Origin of the sequence: Campylobacter hepaticus, assembly GCF_001687475.2 — a bacterium.
Classification (GTDB): Bacteria; Campylobacterota; Campylobacteria; order Campylobacterales; family Campylobacteraceae; genus Campylobacter_D; species Campylobacter_D hepaticus.
The window spans coordinates 848791-866101 of the sequence record NZ_CP031611.1; the positions used below are offsets into that span (position 1 = coordinate 848791).

Sequence of the window (17311 nt, forward strand, 5' to 3'; positions counted from 1 at the left end):
GCAAGATTTTCTTGCTATTTTGCTTCTAAATTTAAAGGCGGTAAATTTTCTATATAAATACTGCGACTTGGGAATGCAAAATTTAAATCATTTTTCTTAATTATACGCATAAATTCAAGCATCAAGCTTTCTCTAGCTTCTCTAAAACCCTTACCTCCTATTTCTTTAGTATAAAAATAAAGTTCTATATTAATACTACTATCTGCAAATTCACTCAAAGCCACATAACAGGTATTTTTATATCCTTCTAAATCATTAATAGAAACTAAATTTTGACGGTATTTTGTAGTATGATCCCCATATTTTAAAGCACTATCTTCATCATGTGCCACTAAAGGACTAGTATTTAAAAATTCTTTTAAATCTTTAACACATTGTTCTAGTTTTTCAGGGCTTGCATCATAACCAACCCCAAGATACATTCTAACATGCCTACCCATACGTCTTTTACTCCAATTTTTAATATTTGCACCCATAATAGTAGAATTAGGTAAAAACACTAAAGAATTATCAAAAGTCCTAATCGTAGTTTTTCTAAGTCCTATTTCAACTACAGTTCCCTCAACACCTGAAACCTCAACCCAATCTCCTTGATTAAAACTATTATCAAACAATAAAAGTATAGAAGCAAAAAAATTAGCGATAATATCTTTTGCTGCCAAAGCTACAGCCAAACCACCTATTCCTAAAGATGCAATAATAGCAGAAATATTAAAGCCAAGTTGCGCCAAAACATAAAGTAAGGCAATAATTACAACAACAAAATACAAAATTTTAATCACCAAATTAACCACTTCTTTTTTTCCACTTTTTTGTGCCAATTTAGAAACTAAAACTACCCCATAACTATCAAGCATTTTTAAAATAAGCCATGCCATTAAAATAGCATAAATTATATGAAAAAAATTACTCAAATTAATACTTAAAGGAGCAGGATAAGTTGCTATAGTAAAACAAAGAGAAGCAGCATAAACAAGAAGTAAGCATCCTACAGGTTTTTTAATGTTTTCAATAAAAATAAGCTTAATATCATCTATATTATTTTTATTTTTATAAAAAATTTGCACAAGAAGAAAATAAACTATATTGGAAAAAAAACGTCTTAAAGAAATAAAAAATACCAAAACTAAAAGAGAGATTGCTATTTTACCAACATTAACAAAACTGATATTAATGACTTGATTAATACGATCTATCCAAACTTGAAGTTCAAGTAAAGAAAAAAGATAATTACTCTCTAACAAATACGCATTTGAACGTAAATATTTAAGAATTTCTGAATAAGAATCTAAAGCATTATCAATATAATCTTCTTTTAAAGCGATTTTTTCTAATTCTTCTGCATTATTAATCTTATTTTTAAAATTATCTAAATTTATACGGGAAAACATTTGTAAATTTTCCATAGCCTTATCAATAATAGCAATCAAATCTTGACTACTTGCTGTATCCTTAAAAAGCTTTTGCACCTCAAACAAACAAGAATAAAAAATTTGCACTATATTAAAATAAGCAAGATTAAGACTTACATCTGTATAAATATAAGGTTTATTTATATTTTTTCTTTGTGTATCTAATAATTTTTGTTTTGCTTTTAAAAACCTTGCTACAGATTCCTCATTGATTTTTTGTCCTACTATCATATCAGGTATTTGATTTAAAATATTTTTTTTGTCTTTTTCAAGCTCTGCTAAAATACCCTTAAATGTACTTGAATTTTGATCTTCATTTTTTTTAAATTCTTTAATTTGATTATTAGTATCAATATATTTTTCAACAAGAGAATAAATTCCTGCATTTTCTTTACTAATATTAATATCAATAAATTGAATTTCTTGAGATCTAAGGCATAAAATAAAAAAGCATAAAGCTATTATTTTTTTCATTGAATTTTCCTATCTTGAATTAAAGTAAATGTTTTAGTTTCAAAATTATATTCATAAATTTCACCTGTTTCTATAATATAATACCAAGCATGTACTTGAAGTTTTTTCTCATCTAAAGCTTCTTGCACTCCTGGATAAGTAAGTATATTTTGTAAAGAATTAAGTAAATTTAATTTTTCTGTTAACCATGAACGCATAGCTAAATCATTTTTTGAAAACATCATTATATCTTGTTTTATTGGATCTAACATAGTAAGCCATTTTTTTACATTAGGAATTTTATCCAATTCTTCACTAGGATAATAAAGCGCATTACAACCACCACAATTACTATGTCCACACACAACAATATTTCTAATATGTAAAGAATTTAAAGCATATTCTATAGCTGAAGTTGTCGCTAAATAATCTTCTCCAACACGATAAGGTGGAACTATATTTGCAATATTGCGTATTACAAAAAGCTCTCCTGGACCCGTATTAGTAATCAAACTTGGAATAACTCTAGAATCAGAACAACCTATAAAAAGCGTATGAGGATTTTGTTTATTTTTTAGACTTTCAAAAAGTTCCTCATGCTCTTTAAAGTCTTCTTGCATAAATTTAATCGCACCATTAATAAGATTTTCCATAAACCATCCTAACAAATAAAATCTTTATAAAAAAATTATAACAAAATTTTGGCAAAGATTTTCATCCTATATAAATTAACCTTTTATTTAGTATGATATGATACATTTACATATAAGATTTAAAATCTAAAAATTTTGCAAGGAGAATACATGAGTCTTTACAATAGAGACTATTCAAGATCAAAAGAATTTGAAAATACTCGATCAAGTGAATTAAGTATTTTTATTAAACAAACTTATCAACTTTTTGCCGCTTCATTGCTAGCAGCAACTGTAGGTGCTTATGTAGGAATTTTTGCCTTAGCATCATTTTTTATACAATCACAAGTAAGTTTTTGGATACTTTTTGCTGTTGAAATAGGACTTTTATTTGCCTTACAATGGAAAAAAAGAGAAACACCACTTAATTTAATCTTACTTTTTGGTTTTACTTTTTGTTCAGGTTTAACCCTTACGCCTTTACTTATTTCTGTTTTAGCTCTACCTGCTGGTGGAATTATTATCGCTCAAGCTTTTGCTTTAACAACAGTGGCTTTTGCAGGACTTAGCATCTTTGCTATAAACACTAAAAAAGACTTTACAGTCATGGGAAAAGCTTTATTTATAGCAATTATTGTTATAGTAGCAGCATCTTTATTAAATCTTTTCTTTCAAAGTGGTATACTTAATCTAGCCATTTCAGCAATAGCTGCTATATTATTTTCATTTTATATCCTTTATGATACCCAAAATATCATACGTGGAAATTATGAAACTCCAATTGAAGGTGCAGTAGCACTTTATCTTGATTTTATCAATCTTTTTGTATCTTTACTTAACATTTTAAGAAGTTTTAATAGTAGATAAGATTTTGTGGGATTTCTCCCGCAAAATCTTAAAATTCAAAACTTTTCAAGTTTTTTTAGCTAAAATATTAATTTAAATTAAACTTTGTAGGAAATTCAATGATCACGCTTTTAATCATTTTGCAATTTATCATCGTTGTAATCATTTGCATAGCAGTTTTACTTCAAAAAAGTTCAAATATAGGACTTGGAGCGTATAGTGGAAGCAATGAAAGTTTATTTGGAGCCAAAGGACCTGCTGGATTTTTAGCAAAATTTACTTTTATTATGGGAATTTTACTGATTATAAACACTATTAGTCTTGGCTATTTATACAATAAAATGAATAAAAACTCATTAGCTGAAACTATTAAAATAGAAAACAACAGCACTATTCCAAGCATCCCTAATGCACCTATTCCAAGTACAAATCTTATCGCTCCTAGTGCACCACAAGTTCAAAATGATACTAATTTAAGTAAATAATAAGGACATAATTATGCTCAATGAAATTTTTAATAAACAAAAAACCCAAAATGAAAAATCTTTAGAAGCTTTAAAAAAAGATTTTACAACTTTACGTACAGGCAAGGTTAATATTCACATTTTAGATCATATCACACTTGATTATTATGGGGCTAAAACCCCTTTAAATCAAGTAGCAACAGTTTTAGCAAGTGATGCTTCAACCATAAGTATCACTCCTTGGGAAAAACCTTTATTAAAAACCATAGAAAGTGCTATTGCAGCTGCAAATATAGGGGTAAATCCAAACAATGATGGAGAAAGCGTTAAACTTTTTTTTCCTCCTATGACTAAAGAACAAAGAGAAGAAAATGTAAAACAAGCTAAAGCTATGGGAGAAAAAGCAAAAGTTTCCATAAGAAATATACGTAAAGATGCCAATGACTCCATTAAAAAACTAGAAAAAGATAAAACAATTAGTGAAGATGAAGCAAAAAAAGCTTATGATGAAGTACAAAAACTCACCGATACTTATACTACAAAAATTGATGAAAGCGTAAAAAACAAAGAAGTAGAACTTTTAAAGGTTTGATGATGAATTTAGAACAAATTTATAAAGATTGTGGGGCTTATCTAGAAGGACATTTTTTATTAAGCTCAGGCAAACATTCTCAATTTTATCTTCAAAGTGCTAAGGTCTTAGAAAATCCTAAAATAGCTGGAAAGCTTTGCGATGAACTTGCCAAAATCATTAACGATTATGGCATTGAATTTCATAGCATCTGCTCTCCAGCCTTAGGAGGAATTTTAGCAGGATATGAATTGGCAAGATCTTGCAATAAACGCTTTATTTTTACTGAAAGAGTCAATGCAAAAATGACTTTAAGACGCGGTTTTGAAATAAAAAAGAATGAAAAATTTATTATATGTGAAGATATTATCACTACAGGTGGGAGTGCTTTAGAAAGTGCTCAAATCATAGAAAGCTTAGGTGGTATTGTAGTAGGTTTTGCAGCTTTAGCTAATAGAGGTTTTTGTGCAGTAGAAAATTTACAAACTCCTAAAAAAGACAATGCTAAATTACCTCAAAATTTACCTCTTTTTGCTTTAGGAAATTTTAATTTTAAAATTTATGAAGAATCAAACTGTCCCCTTTGCAAAAAAGGAAGTAAGGCTATAAAACCAGGAAGTCGTGGAAATTAAATGAAAAATAAAGCAAACATTGCCTCTAGATGGTTAAGGTTTAGAGCTTTACTTGTGGATATTTTTATTATTTACACTCCTATTTTATATTTATTTTATTTTTTACTTGGATCTAAAGAAGCTTTTTTAAACAATCATTTTATTATAAGCTTATGCACTATTTTATTTGGCTTCATTCAAGCTGTTTTTTTAAATAAAAAAGGTCAAAGTCCAGGTCTTAAAGCCTATAATTTATATCTTATTAATATTAAAACAAGAAAAAAAGTAAGTTTTCTTAGAATTTTGCTAAGATATATTATATTTATTATAAGTTTTGGTTTATTTTTCGGCTTTTTTATAAGCTTTTTAAGAAAAGATAAACTCAATTTACATGATATTTTAACTCAAAGTTGTATAATCGTTAAAATATAAAGAATATTAAAGAAAGGTAAAAATGCAAAGAAAAAGAATTTATAATCCAAGTTCAAGCGAGAATTTAGGAGATCGTAAAATATTTAATGGTAATCCTCATGGAATTTTAAATTTTACTAAAGCAAAATACACTTGGGCTTTAAAATTATGGGATTTAATGGAAGCAAATACTTGGTTTCCCAAAGAAGTAGACACAACTAAGGATGCTCTAGATTATCGTTGCAATCTTACTGTAGATGAAAAAAGAATGTATGATCTTGTTTGGTCTCAACTTATCTCCATGGATAGTTTTCAAACTAATAATTTAGCTGATAATATAAACCCTTATATCACTGCTCCTGAAATCAATGCTGTTTTAGCACGTCAAGCCTATGAAGAAGCTAATCATTCTAAATCTTATGCTGTAATGGTAGAAGCTATTTGCGAAAACACAGATTTAATTTATGAAATGGAAAAGCATGATGAAACCTTACGTGAAAAAAATGATTTTATTTCAAGTATTTACGAAGAACTAGCAGGTGATGTCGATGATAATAAACTGCTTTTAGCCATGGTAGCAAATCAAATTTTAGAAGGAGTATATTTTTATAGTGGATTTACTGCTATTTATGCTCTTGCTAGAGCTGGAAAAATGCTAGGATCTGCTCAAATGATCCGCTTTATCCAAAGAGATGAAATCACGCATCTTTTGCTTTTTCAAAATATGATTAATTCAGTACGCAAAGAAAGACCTGATTTATTTCATGATGAAAATATTAACAAAATTTATGATATGTTTAAAAAAGCTGGAGAATTAGAAATTAAATGGGGTAAATATATCACTCAAAATCAAATCATGGGCTTTACTGATGATATTATTGAAGAATACATTCATTATCTTGTAGATCAAAGACTTAGTGCTATCAATCTTGATAGATTATATAATGCCAAACATCCTATTAAATGGGTGGATGATTTTTCTAAATTTAACGATCAAAAAAGCAATTTTTTTGAAAGCAAAGTAACAAACTATTCTAAAGGCAGTATAAGTTTTGATGATTTCTAAAAATTCTTTAGCCTTGCTTTGTGATTTTTATGAATTTACAATGTCTCAAGGCTATTTTAAAAATAACAAAAAAGATCAAATTTGTTATTTTGAAATTTTTTTTAGAAAAATTCCAGATTCAGGATGCTTTGCTATTTTTGCAGGGCTTGAAGATGTTTTAGATTATATAGAAAATTTAAGTTTTAGTAAGGAAGATATCAATTTTTTAAGAAAACAAGAAATTTTTAATGAAGAATTTTTAAAATTTCTTAGTAATTTCAAATTTGAAGGTGAAATCTATGCCATGCGTGAAGGTGAAGTGATTTTTCCTAATGAACCCTTACTTTGCGTCAAAGCTAGTGCCATACAAGCTCAACTCTTAGAGACTTTTTTACTTTTAACCTTAAATCATCAAAGTTTAATCGCAACAAAAGCAAACCGCATGGTACGCGCAGCACAACAAAGTAAAATTTTAGAATTTGGATCACGCAGAGCACAAGGAAGCGAAGCAGCACTAAAAGGCTCTCGAGCAGCTTTTATAGGGGGATGTTTTAAAAGTGCTTGTACCTTAGCAGGAAAAATTTATAATATCCCCATAAGTGGGACTATGGCACATTCTTGGGTGCAAATGTTTGAAAGTGAACTTGAAGCCTTTAGAGCTTATATTAAAATTTATCCTAAAGAACCTGTTTTATTAATCGATACTTATGATTGTTTAAAAAGTGGTCTTAAAAACGCTATTAAAGTTTTTAAAGAAGCAGGCATTAACAACGGTGGAATAAGAATTGATTCAGGAAATTTGTTAGATTTAAGTTTTAAAATCAGACAAGAACTTGATCAAGCACAACTTCATGAGTGTAAAATCATAGCTTCTAATGCTTTAGATGAAAAAACTATACAAAATTTAAAAAAACAGCAAGCACCTATTGATATTTTTGGTGTAGGCGAAAAACTAATCACAGCTTCAAGTGATCCTATTTTTAGTTGTGTTTACAAACTTGTAGCTTTAGAAGAAGAAGGAAAAATCAAACCCAAAATTAAAATCAGCGAAAATAGCGAAAAATCAACCATACCTCATTTTAAAAAAGTTTTTAGAATTTATGATAAAAAAACAAAAAAAATACTCTTTGATGAGCTTTATGTTTTTGATGAAAAACCTAATTTCAATGAAAATCTAGAATACAAAGAACTTCTAAAACTTGTTTATAAAGAAAAAAGACTCATTGAAAAACCTTCTTTAAAAGTCATTCAAAACTATGCCAAAGAACAAATTGCTAAATTAGATGAAAAATTTTTAAATCTTAATCAATTTAGCAAATTTGAAGTTAAGCTCTCGCCAAAACTTCAAAATATTACTAATGATCTTTTAAAAACTCATTTTTAAACTCGACATAATTTAAAGCTGATTGCTTTAAAAATTCTATTTCTTTTGGTGTTAATGTACGTATTAATCTTGCAGGATTTCCAAGAATTAAAGAAGCTTTAGGAAATTTTTTACCCTTTGTTACAACACTCCCAGCCCCCACAATGCTATCTTCTTCTATAAAAGCCTCATCCATTATAACTGCATTCATACCCACTAAAACACGATCTTTTATAGTGCAAGCATGGATAACACAATTGTGTCCTATAGTCACATCATCTCCGATAATAGTAGGAAAACCAGCTTGTTTTAAACTACCATCTTCATTAAATTCTCTATGCCAAACATGAATAGTACTTAAATCTTGAATATTAGTCCTTGCACCAATTTTTATAAAATTAACATCAGCCCTTAAAACACAATTAAACCAGACACTGCTTTCATCTCCTATTTGCACTTCCCCTATAATTTTAGCCCCATCAGCAACAAAAACATTTTGACCTAATTTTGGAATATGATTTTTAAATTTTATAAGCATTTTTTTCCTTTTTATTTAAAGTATAACCAAGTTTAACTCTATTTTAACTTTTTTAGCTACAATTTTTCTTTAAAATTTAACAGGAGAAACAATGAATGCCTTTGAGCAAAAACGCTGCCAAAATATGGCTGAAGAAATTTCACAAAAAATTTTTATCAATGAAGAACTTTTTAATGCTTTTTGCCAAATTCCACGTGAAATTTTTTCTCCTTTAAAAACCCATGCTTATCGTCTTGATGCCCTACCTTTAGCTAATTCTCAATGGATTAGCTCACCTTTAACAGTAGCTAAAATGACTATGACTTTAAATTTTAAAGACGCTGATAGTATTTTAGAAATAGGTTGTGGAAGTGGCTATCAAGCAGCCATTTTAAGCAAGGTCATAAGACGTGTTTTTACCATAGAACGCATAGAAAATTTAGCTAAAAAAGCTGCTCAAACTTTTAGAGAATTAGAACTTTTAAATATCAATGTCAAATTTGATGATGGACAAAATGGCTGGAAAAATTATGCCCCTTATGATAGGATTTTATTTTCTGCTTATACCACGCAAATTCCTGAAATTTTGCTTGATCAATTAAGCGATAATGGAATTTTAGTTGCTCCTATCTTACACAAAGATAAACAATTCATCACAAGAATTAGCAAAAATGGAAGCAATTTACAAAAAGAAATCTTAGAAGAATGCTTGTTTGTGCCTATAATCGACGGTAAAGAATAAGTCTTAAAATTTTTTAAGACTTATTCTTAATCTTTCACACATTTGATCAATATGCTTTTTTTCAATGATTAAAGGTGGTAAAAACCTTAAATCATTCTCCCCACAAGCAATAAGCAAAAGTGAATTTTCTTGACATTTTTTAATCACTTCACCCACCTTAATACTTTTATCAAGACTAAGTCCTTGCATAAAACCTAAACCTTTTAATTCTTTACAAAAACTAAAATCTTTTATTAAACCTTGCAAATTCTGCTCTAAATAAGGTGTAAGTTCACAAACATGTTCTAAAATTTTTTCTTCTTTAAAAATTTCAAAAACCGCATTAATCCCTGCACAAACTAAAGGATTTCCTCCATAAGTACTGCCATGATCGCCTATTTGCAAAGAATTTTGCGCTAGCTTATCATTTATCACAAAAGCCCCCACACTAAGCCCACAAGCTAAAGCCTTAGCCGAAGTCATGATATCAGGTAAAATCTGTGCATGCTCATAAGCAAAAAATTTTCCACTCCTACCCATACCGCATTGAATTTCATCAGCAATCAACAAAATATCTTTTTCATCACAAAGTTTTCTTAAAGCTTGATAAAAGTCTTTATTTGCAGGTTTGATCCCACCTTCTCCTTGAACGCTTTCTAAAACTATGGCACAAGTTTTTTCATTGATTAATTTTTCTACACTTAATATATCATTATATTTTGCTAATTTAACCCCAGAAATTAAAGGCTTAAAAGGCTTTTGATATTTTTGATTAGCCGTTAAAGATAAAGCCCCTAAAGTACGACCATGAAAAGAGTTTTTAAATGCGATAAAATTACCCGCTTTATTGCCTTTATTAAAAGCATATTTTCTAGCTACTTTCATAGCCCCTTCTATGCTTTCTGCACCTGAGTTGGTAAAAAATACTTGCTTTAAACCACTAGCCTTAGCTAAGTTTTTAGCTGCTTTAGCAATATTTTGATTATAATATAAATTGCTAGTATGTAAAATTTTATCTATTTGAATTTTAATCTTAGCATTAAATTTAGCATGATTATATCCTAAAGCACAAACGCCTATACCGCTTGCAAAATCTAAATATTTTTTACCCTGATGATCAAAAAGATAAACTCCTGCTCCGCTTTGTAAAACTATATCAAAACGTTTATATGTAGGTATAATATGTTTTTCTTCTTTATAATCCATACTTTTAACCTAGTAAAGTACCCACACCCTCATCGGTAAAAAACTCAAGCAATAAAGAATGTTTCACACATCCATTTAAAATATGGACTTTTTTAACACCATTTTCACAAGCGTCAATGCAAGATTTTAACTTCACATGCATACCTCCTTGAATTTTTTGTACCAAAATTCTAGCTTGTTCTATAGAAAGCTTAGAAATTAAAGAATTTTCATCCTCAAAATCTTCATAAACTCCTGCAGTATCAGTTAAAAAAACAAGCTTTTCTGCTTTTAAAGCCTTAGCAATGGCACAAGCTGCATCATCTGCATTGATATTATAAGTATTAAAACCTTCATCCATTCCAATGGGTGCAATAATAGGTAAAAAATCTTTCTCTAAAAGTTCTTCTAAAATGCTAGAATTAACCTCTTCTATCTTTCCTACAAAAGCCAAATTTTCATCTTCTTTTACACATTTTAAAAGGGCTCCATCTTTACCACAAAGTCCTATGGCTTTAACCCCTAAATTTTGCAAACTATGAACTAAGTTTTTATTAATATGATTTAACACCATGCTAGCTATTTGAGTTGTATTTTCATCACTAATTCTAAGCCCATTTTTAAACTGAGTTTTAACCCCAAGTTTTTCACACATATTAGAAATATCTCTACCTCCACCATGTATAATAACAGGTTTTAAACCTACAAGCTTTAAAAGAGCTATATCTTGCATAACACAATGTTTTAATTCTTCATTTTCCATTGCTGATCCACCATATTTAATCACAACAATTTTAGAAGAAAATTTACGTATATAAGGTAAAGCTTCAATCAAAACATGGGCTTTTTCTAAATACTCATACATAATAAACTCCTAAAGATTAAAACTGGTTTGATTGTATGCATTTAAGCTAAGATTGTAATAATTAGCATCTTCTCTTAAAGTAAAACCATAATGCTTCCAAAATTCATTACCCAAATCATTGTTTTTAAAAGCAATAAGAGCGATTTGATTGATTTTATCTGTTTTTAAAGCCTCAAGACAAAATTGCGTCATCTTATGTGCCACACCTTTTTTTCTATGATCTTGATGCACACAAACATGATAAAATCCTCCTGTGCGTCCATCATGCCCACAAAGTATAGTACCTATAATCTTTTTATGCATAAGTGCTACAGCACTAAGATTAGGATTTCTATCTAAAAATCTTTCTATATTTTCTTTACTATCATCTATACTTCTGATTCCAAAACCCTTTATTTGACACCAAAGCTCACAAACGGCTTGATAATCACTTTTTTGCATTGCTCGAATTAGCATTTTTATCCTTTACAAATTTGCAAAGAATTTAAGTCCTTCATCTTCTTCAAAATCAAACATTAAATTCATATTTTGAACAGCTTGACCTGCTGCACCTTTGATTAAATTATCAATAGCACCAAGTACTACAATACGATTAGTACGTTGATCTATGCTAAAATTAATATCCACAAAATTGCTTGATTTAACCCACCGAGTCTGTGGAAACGACTGCGGCGGTAAAAGCCTTATGAATTTAGTATTTTGATAGTATTTAGTATAAATATCACGTAAATCTTGCTCTTTTAAATTGCTCTTTAAATTCGCATAAGCACTGATTAAAATTCCTCTTTGCATAGGTATAAGATGAGGGGTAAATTGTAAAGTAATTTTTTGTCCTGCTGCATAACTTAAATGTTCTTCAATTTCAGGAGTATGACGATGCGAACTTAAAGCATAAGCCTTAATATTTTCATTGACTTCGCAAAAAAGATTATTTACTGTTAGATTTTTTCCTGCCCCACTTACCCCGCTTTTTGCATCAATACTTACAGAGTGTAAATCAATGATTTTTTCTTTAAATAAAGGATAAAGACTCAGTATAGAACAAGTCGTATAACACCCTGGATTTGCAATCAAATCAGCTTTTTTTATGGCTTGTTTATAAAGTTCACAAAGCCCATAAACTGCATTTTGTAAAAGTTGTGTATTAGGATGAATAAATTCATACCAAAGTTCATAGTCTTTAGGATTTTTAAGACGAAAATCAGCACTTAAATCAATAATTTTCATCTTTTGTAAGATAGCTTGATTTAGCAACTTAGCACTCATTTGATGAGGAGTAGCTAAAAACAAAAGATCAAGATTAAGTTCATTTAAAGCCTTATTTTCAAAACATAAATTTAAAGGTATATGAGGATAAAGATCTTGATAGTTTTTTCCTATATGAGAATTTGATCCTAAATAAACAATTTCAACCCTAGGATGATGAAGCAAAATACGTACAAGTTCACTTCCTACATAACCACTTGATCCTAAAATTCCAACTCGTATTTTCATAATATATCTTTAAAAATCCTAATTTAACACTAAAACATAATTTTAATCAATTTTGTTTGCAAAGTGCTTAAATAAAAATATATTTTTTAAAAAAATTATTTAATTAAAACATAAAGTTGTTCATGGATATGAATATCACGATTTTTAAGATTGCGAGAAGCTTTAAAAGTAGGGTATTTTTGCTCTAAAATTTGACATTTTCCTAATTTTTGCAAACGCTTTAAAAAATTTTCTTTTTTAATAAAGCCTTCACAATTATAAGAAAGTAAAATCACCCTAGCCTTTAAATCGCTAATAAGCTCAAACAAAGCATCTTCAGCAAATTTAATTTTATTAAAAGTACTACGATTCCAATCCCTTGGTATGCCACTTATCTTAGAAATGATTTTTGGTTTTTTGTAATTTGCAAGTAAATTAAGCATAAAATAATTAGAACTATAAGGATGTTGATTATAAGGAGGATCAAGATAAGCTATATCAATGCTCTCAAGTTCTTTTGCAAGTAAATTTGCATCTTTTTGAAACACTTCAAACTTACAAGAAAAATTTGAAAAAATAGGCATTTTAAGCTCGATATCCCCTTTGATACGCTTTAAAGCATTTTGTGCTTCTCCTCCAAATTTACCTATGCCATTTCTACCCTTATAAAAACCCTTAAAAACCCCACTAGTATTTGAATGTACACTAGCTTCATAAATCAAAGGAGCTATAAAAAAATGTCTTAATTCTTCAGGAATTTCTTTATCGATTTTTTGTCTTATCGTATCAAGATATAAAGCATTTTTCAAAGTATAAAAAACCCTTTCATTTGCTTTAATATTCTCATCATCTTTTGGAGCATAAAGCTCACTGATAAAACCTTTTTGCAATTCTAAATTATATGTAAGCTTTTTATAGTATTTTTTTAAATTTTGTATTAAAATTTTATTTTGATTAGTAAGATAACACTGATTAATAAGTCTTGAATAATCTTCTAAATCATTACTAATAATAAAACTTGCATGTGCTTTAGCAAAGCGACTAACCACACCTGAACCACTAAAGACATCACAAAAAGAAAATTTATCTTTTTTTAATTGTTCTTTTGCGATTAAAAAACCTTGATTTAAAAAATCAAGCAAAGAACGCTTATTTCCTAAATAAGTTATAATTTGTTCTTTTAAAAAAGAAGGATTTTCTTTCACAATATTTTCCATTAAAATCTACAAGATATATTAAAATAATTTATACTTTTTAAAACACGAATTATCTTAGTCTTTAAAAACACATTGATTACACACCAAGTGATTTTAAATTATATTTTAATTTATTTTTACATCAACTTACTATTTTTATATCAATTTATACTCTAATAAATTTTTAATCATGTATACTTTAATATCAAAAATTTTATTAAGCTTTTTTTGGAACAACAAGCATATTAACATAGCGTCCTTCAAAATTTGGCTCTTTATCACGACTGGCTTGATTTTCTATCATGGTCCAAATTTTTTCAAGTAAAAGTACACCAGCTTCAGGACTTGCCATTTCGCGACCTTTTAAAAACACACGAAATTTCACATGCTTACCCTGTGATAAAAATTCTAAAGCATGCTTTACCTTATAATTGATATCATTTTGAGCAATTTTTATAGAAAGTTTAATTTCTTTTATATCAATAACTTTTTGTTTTTTCTTTGCTTCTTTTTGTTTTTTCTCTTGTTGATAACGGAATTTTCCATAGTCCATGATCTTGCAAACTGGGGGTTTAGCATCAGCAGCTATCATTACAAGATCAAGTCCTAAACGATTTGCAATTTCTAAAGCCTCATCACTACTGATAATGCCATAAAGCTTACCATCATCACCTACACATCTAACTTGCTCTGCTCTTATTTCTTCATTAAGCAATACTTCTTTTTCTTTACTCAAAAATGCACCTCACTCATTTTGTCTTTGACTAGATTAATAAATTCATCCAAACTAAGATTTTTTTGCTCCTTAGCTCTTCTATCTCTTAAAGCAACACTACGTTTTGATACTTCATCATCACCTAAGACTAGTATCATAGGCAGTTTTTGCTTTTCAAAATTACGAATTTTTTTACTTAAACTCTCATTTTTCTCATATACCTCACTATCAATATCGAATTTTAACAATAATTTTTGAATTTCTTTAGCATAAGAAAGATGAGAATCACAAATAGGGATAATACCTACTGCAATAGGAGCAATAAAAAATGGAAATTCTCCTGCGCAATGCTCAGTTAAAATTCCTATAAATCTTTCAAAAGATCCTAAAATTGCTCTATGGATCATTACAGGTTGTTTTCTTTCATTATTAGTATCTATATATTCAAGTCCAAAACGATTAGGAAGGTTAAAATCTACTTGTATAGTACCACACTGCCATTTTCTTTTTAAAGCATCAGTAATTTTAATATCGATTTTTGGACCATAAAATGCCCCACCACCTTCATCAATACCGTATTTTAAACCCTGCTCTTCTAAAGCTTGTTTTAAAGCATGAGTTGCCATGTCCCAAATAGCATCATCGCCTATAGCCTTAGCTGGTTTTGTTGAAATTTCCATTTCATAAGTAAAATCGAATAATTTCATCAAATTATCCACAAAATTTAAAATTTCTAAAACTTGTTCTTTAATTTGTTCTGGCATACAAAAAATATGTGCATCATCTTGAGTAAATTCTCTTACCCTAAAAAGTCCATGAAGCACACCACTTTTTTCATGTCTATGCACTACTCCATACTCAAAAAATTTTAAAGGCAAATCACGATAACTTCTTATATCACTTTGATAAATTTTAATATGCCCCACACAATTCATAGGCTTAATGCCATATTCTTGATCATCAATTTGTGTAAAATACATATTTTCTTTATAATTAGTATAATGCCCACTAATCTTCCATGCATCTGCTTTTAAAAGCTCAGGTCCACGTACAGGCTCATAAGCACGCAAACGATGAATTTTATAAAGCATATGTTCAAGCTTAGATCTTAATCTTGCCCCATTACTCAACCAAATAGGAAGACCGCCTCCTATTTCATCATCAAAAGTAAAAAGCTTAAGCTCCATTCCAAGTTTTCTATGATCACGTTTTTTAGCTTCTTCTATAATAGCTAAGTGCTCTTTTAAACTTTCTTTATCTGCAAAAGCTGTACCATAAATTCGAGTTAACATTTCTTTTTTTTCATCACCACCCAAATACGCTCCTGCCACACGAGTAAGCTTAAAAAACCTTAAAAACTTAGTATTTGGCACATGAGGACCCCTACACAAATCCTCAAATTCACCTTGAGAATAAATGCTTACCTTATCCTCAGGGATACGTGATAAAAGTTCTTGTTTTAAATCATCATCTTTAAATTTTTCCAAAGCTTCTTTTTTTGTAATTTCATATTTTACAATTTCAAGTTTTTTCTCAGCAAGCTCTTTCATCTTTTTTTCAATCTTTGCTAAATCTTCTTCACCGATATTACTTGCTACACGAAAATCATAATAAAATCCATCTTCTATCACAGGTCCTACAAAAAATTTAGCCTCAGGATACAAACTTTTAATGGCTTGTGCCATTAAATGTGCACAAGAATGACGAATAAGTTCTAAACTTTCTTTTGAATTATCAAAATAAATTGCTTTTAAATTTGCACCATTAAAACTTTGAGAATCAATTATTTTCCCTTTATCTAAATATGCAATAATTTCTTTTTCCATATATTTAAACCCTTATTTGCTCACTTACTCTGTGAGTGTTTATAAAGTCCTAATTTTAACTTTCTAAGACTTAATTATTTTTGAATTTCAGTTTATTTTTAAAAAAATATTAGAATAAATTTAATATTTATTTATAAGTTAAATTCATTTCCAGCACTTAAAACCTCACTATAATACAAATAAAAAAACACTATTCCTAAAACTATACGATAAATCCCAAAAGGGATAAAATCAAAACGAGAAATAAATTTCAAAAAGAATTTAATCACAAAAACTGCTACCACAAAAGCCGTAACAAAACCTATACTTAAAGGAATCAAAGAATTTGCATTGCTAAGAATTTGAGGCTCTTTATAAATACTATAAACTGTAGCAATGATCATAGTTGGAATAGCTAATAAAAAACTAAATTCTGTAGCAGTTTTTCTATTTAAACCAAGCAAAAGTCCTCCTATAATGCTTGCCCCGCTTCTTGAAGTTCCAGGAATCATAGCCAAAGACTGAAAAAGTCCTACACAAAAAGCTTGTTTAAAAGTAATTTTTTCCAAACAATCAACACGATAATACCTCTTTTTATATACAAGCTCAATAAATATAAAAATCACACCACCAAAAATCAACATAAACACAACAACCCAACCATTAAATAAAACGCTTAGATATTTTGCCACAAAAAGTCCTATCACTCCTGTAGGAAAAAAACCTATAGCAAGCTTAAACCAAATATCAATTCCTTGAAAAAGTCTACGCCAAAATACAAAAAGTACGGCTAAAATAGAACCTAATTGAATGATAATTAAAAAACTTTTCCAAAATTCATTGATATTAATACCTAAAATAGTCGTACCCAAAATCATATGTCCTGTTGAAGAAACAGGTAAAAATTCAGTCAAACCTTCAATGATTCCTAGTATAAAAGCATAAAAATTTTCCATTTTGCTATCCTTTTAAAACAATAAGATAAAATTATAACAAAATGAATTAAAAATCTTAAATAATATTTCC

19 protein-coding genes are annotated in these 17311 nt (G+C 28.9%); 8 read left to right on the top strand and 11 right to left on the bottom strand.

Annotated features, from left to right (window positions below; translation table 11 throughout):
* Positions 1 to 14: 14 nt before the first annotated feature.
* Both A2J15_RS04225 and A2J15_RS04230 read right to left on the bottom strand, forming a co-directional pair.
* Positions 15 to 1886: a mechanosensitive ion channel family protein gene (locus tag A2J15_RS04225; RefSeq protein WP_066777373.1), complete on the bottom strand. Its 1872-nt coding sequence runs from the start codon at positions 1884 to 1886 to the stop codon at positions 15 to 17.
* Positions 1883 to 2518: a carbonic anhydrase gene (locus A2J15_RS04230; RefSeq protein ID WP_066777370.1), complete on the bottom strand. Its 636-nt coding sequence runs from the start codon at positions 2516 to 2518 to the stop codon at positions 1883 to 1885. The genes A2J15_RS04225 and A2J15_RS04230 overlap by 4 nt, the downstream gene beginning before the upstream one ends.
* Positions 2519 to 2668: 150 nt before the next feature.
* Here A2J15_RS04230 and A2J15_RS04235 point away from each other — a divergent pair, with 150 nt between their 5' ends.
* The 7 genes from A2J15_RS04235 to A2J15_RS04265 all read left to right on the top strand — a co-directional run bounded on the left by A2J15_RS04235 (position 2669) and on the right by A2J15_RS04265 (position 7829).
* Positions 2669 to 3364 (top strand): Bax inhibitor-1/YccA family protein, encoded by a 696-nt coding sequence (locus tag A2J15_RS04235; protein WP_066777368.1) that lies wholly within the window; start codon positions 2669 to 2671, stop codon positions 3362 to 3364.
* 98 nt (positions 3365 to 3462) lie between these two features.
* Entirely contained in the window at positions 3463 to 3828 is a 366-nt protein-coding gene (secG, locus tag A2J15_RS04240; protein ID WP_066777367.1) for a preprotein translocase subunit SecG, read from the top strand.
* A 13-nt stretch (positions 3829 to 3841) separates the two neighbouring features.
* Complete coding sequence (gene frr, locus A2J15_RS04245; RefSeq protein ID WP_066777364.1) at positions 3842 to 4399, top strand: ribosome recycling factor; 558 nt, start codon at positions 3842 to 3844, stop codon at positions 4397 to 4399.
* Positions 4400 to 4401: 2 nt separating this feature from the next.
* Entirely contained in the window at positions 4402 to 5010 is a 609-nt protein-coding gene (gene pyrE, locus A2J15_RS04250) for an orotate phosphoribosyltransferase (protein ID WP_066777361.1), read from the top strand.
* Positions 5011 to 5421 (top strand): RDD family protein, encoded by a 411-nt coding sequence (locus A2J15_RS04255; RefSeq protein WP_066777359.1) that lies wholly within the window; start codon positions 5011 to 5013, stop codon positions 5419 to 5421.
* Between the two features lie 22 nt (positions 5422 to 5443).
* Positions 5444 to 6466 (top strand): ribonucleotide-diphosphate reductase subunit beta, encoded by a 1023-nt coding sequence (locus A2J15_RS04260; protein WP_066777356.1) that lies wholly within the window; start codon positions 5444 to 5446, stop codon positions 6464 to 6466.
* Positions 6453 to 7829 carry a nicotinate phosphoribosyltransferase gene (locus A2J15_RS04265; RefSeq protein ID WP_116980492.1) on the top strand — a complete coding sequence of 459 codons (1377 nt, stop codon included), beginning with the start codon at positions 6453 to 6455 and terminating at the stop codon, positions 7827 to 7829. Before A2J15_RS04260 ends, A2J15_RS04265 begins: the two co-directional genes overlap by 14 nt.
* On the opposite strand, the gene A2J15_RS04270 is transcribed toward A2J15_RS04265, so the two are convergent.
* Positions 7801 to 8346, bottom strand: a complete 546-nt coding sequence (locus tag A2J15_RS04270; RefSeq protein ID WP_066777352.1) for a gamma carbonic anhydrase family protein — start codon at positions 8344 to 8346, stop codon at positions 7801 to 7803. The two genes, A2J15_RS04265 and A2J15_RS04270, sit on opposite strands and share 29 nt — an antisense overlap.
* A 91-nt stretch (positions 8347 to 8437) precedes the next feature.
* On the opposite strand from A2J15_RS04270, the gene A2J15_RS04275 reads away from it, so the two are divergent.
* Entirely contained in the window at positions 8438 to 9067 is a 630-nt protein-coding gene (locus A2J15_RS04275; RefSeq protein WP_066777348.1) for a protein-L-isoaspartate(D-aspartate) O-methyltransferase, read from the top strand.
* Between the two features lie 3 nt (positions 9068 to 9070).
* Here the strand turns inward: A2J15_RS04275 and A2J15_RS04280 are convergent, their stop codons facing one another.
* The 8 genes from A2J15_RS04280 to A2J15_RS04315 form a co-directional block, all read right to left on the bottom strand.
* Positions 9071 to 10252 carry an aspartate aminotransferase family protein gene (locus A2J15_RS04280; protein ID WP_066777345.1) on the bottom strand — a complete coding sequence of 394 codons (1182 nt, stop codon included), beginning with the start codon at positions 10250 to 10252 and terminating at the stop codon, positions 9071 to 9073.
* A gap of 4 nt (positions 10253 to 10256) precedes the next feature.
* Positions 10257 to 11096, bottom strand: coding sequence for an acetylglutamate kinase (argB, locus tag A2J15_RS04285; protein ID WP_066777343.1), 840 nt, complete (start codon positions 11094 to 11096; stop codon positions 10257 to 10259).
* Between the two features lie 9 nt (positions 11097 to 11105).
* Positions 11106 to 11552, bottom strand: a complete 447-nt coding sequence (locus A2J15_RS04290; protein WP_066777340.1) for a GNAT family N-acetyltransferase — start codon at positions 11550 to 11552, stop codon at positions 11106 to 11108.
* Positions 11553 to 11561: 9 nt separating this feature from the next.
* Complete coding sequence (gene argC / locus A2J15_RS04295; RefSeq protein ID WP_066777336.1) at positions 11562 to 12590, bottom strand: N-acetyl-gamma-glutamyl-phosphate reductase; 1029 nt, start codon at positions 12588 to 12590, stop codon at positions 11562 to 11564.
* Positions 12591 to 12685: 95 nt separating this feature from the next.
* Positions 12686 to 13774: a DNA adenine methylase gene (locus A2J15_RS04300; protein ID WP_066777333.1), complete on the bottom strand. Its 1089-nt coding sequence runs from the start codon at positions 13772 to 13774 to the stop codon at positions 12686 to 12688.
* 208 nt (positions 13775 to 13982) lie between these two features.
* A complete protein-coding gene (infC, locus tag A2J15_RS04305; RefSeq protein ID WP_066777327.1) occupies positions 13983 to 14501 on the bottom strand; it encodes a translation initiation factor IF-3 in 519 nt (172 codons plus the stop codon).
* Positions 14498 to 16306 (bottom strand): threonine--tRNA ligase, encoded by a 1809-nt coding sequence (gene thrS, locus A2J15_RS04310; protein WP_066777325.1) that lies wholly within the window; start codon positions 16304 to 16306, stop codon positions 14498 to 14500. The genes infC and thrS overlap by 4 nt, the downstream gene beginning before the upstream one ends.
* A gap of 131 nt (positions 16307 to 16437) precedes the next feature.
* Complete coding sequence (locus A2J15_RS04315) at positions 16438 to 17241, bottom strand: undecaprenyl-diphosphate phosphatase (protein WP_066777323.1); 804 nt, start codon at positions 17239 to 17241, stop codon at positions 16438 to 16440.
* Between the last annotated feature and the right edge of the window lie 70 nt (positions 17242 to 17311).

What these genes read in the sequence shown, in the direction of transcription:
- pyrE (WP_066777361.1), top strand. Translation starts at nt 4,402, where the DNA reads ATGAATTTAGAACAAATTTATAAAGATTGTGGGGCTTATCTAGAAGGA.
- argB (WP_066777343.1), bottom strand. Translation starts at nt 11,096, where the DNA reads ATGTATGAGTATTTAGAAAAAGCCCATGTTTTGATTGAAGCTTTACCT.
- frr (WP_066777364.1), top strand. Translation starts at nt 3,842, where the DNA reads ATGCTCAATGAAATTTTTAATAAACAAAAAACCCAAAATGAAAAATCT.
- A2J15_RS04290 (WP_066777340.1), bottom strand. Translation starts at nt 11,552, where the DNA reads ATGCTAATTCGAGCAATGCAAAAAAGTGATTATCAAGCCGTTTGTGAG.
- A2J15_RS04255 (WP_066777359.1), top strand. Translation starts at nt 5,011, where the DNA reads ATGAAAAATAAAGCAAACATTGCCTCTAGATGGTTAAGGTTTAGAGCT.
- A2J15_RS04315 (WP_066777323.1), bottom strand. Translation starts at nt 17,241, where the DNA reads ATGGAAAATTTTTATGCTTTTATACTAGGAATCATTGAAGGTTTGACT.
- A2J15_RS04270 (WP_066777352.1), bottom strand. Translation starts at nt 8,346, where the DNA reads ATGCTTATAAAATTTAAAAATCATATTCCAAAATTAGGTCAAAATGTT.
- argC (WP_066777336.1), bottom strand. Translation starts at nt 12,590, where the DNA reads ATGAAAATACGAGTTGGAATTTTAGGATCAAGTGGTTATGTAGGAAGT.
- A2J15_RS04230 (WP_066777370.1), bottom strand. Translation starts at nt 2,518, where the DNA reads ATGGAAAATCTTATTAATGGTGCGATTAAATTTATGCAAGAAGACTTT.
- A2J15_RS04260 (WP_066777356.1), top strand. Translation starts at nt 5,444, where the DNA reads ATGCAAAGAAAAAGAATTTATAATCCAAGTTCAAGCGAGAATTTAGGA.
- A2J15_RS04275 (WP_066777348.1), top strand. Translation starts at nt 8,438, where the DNA reads ATGAATGCCTTTGAGCAAAAACGCTGCCAAAATATGGCTGAAGAAATT.
- A2J15_RS04235 (WP_066777368.1), top strand. Translation starts at nt 2,669, where the DNA reads ATGAGTCTTTACAATAGAGACTATTCAAGATCAAAAGAATTTGAAAAT.
- A2J15_RS04280 (WP_066777345.1), bottom strand. Translation starts at nt 10,252, where the DNA reads ATGGATTATAAAGAAGAAAAACATATTATACCTACATATAAACGTTTT.
- A2J15_RS04225 (WP_066777373.1), bottom strand. Translation starts at nt 1,886, where the DNA reads ATGAAAAAAATAATAGCTTTATGCTTTTTTATTTTATGCCTTAGATCT.
- thrS (WP_066777325.1), bottom strand. Translation starts at nt 16,306, where the DNA reads ATGGAAAAAGAAATTATTGCATATTTAGATAAAGGGAAAATAATTGAT.
- secG (WP_066777367.1), top strand. Translation starts at nt 3,463, where the DNA reads ATGATCACGCTTTTAATCATTTTGCAATTTATCATCGTTGTAATCATT.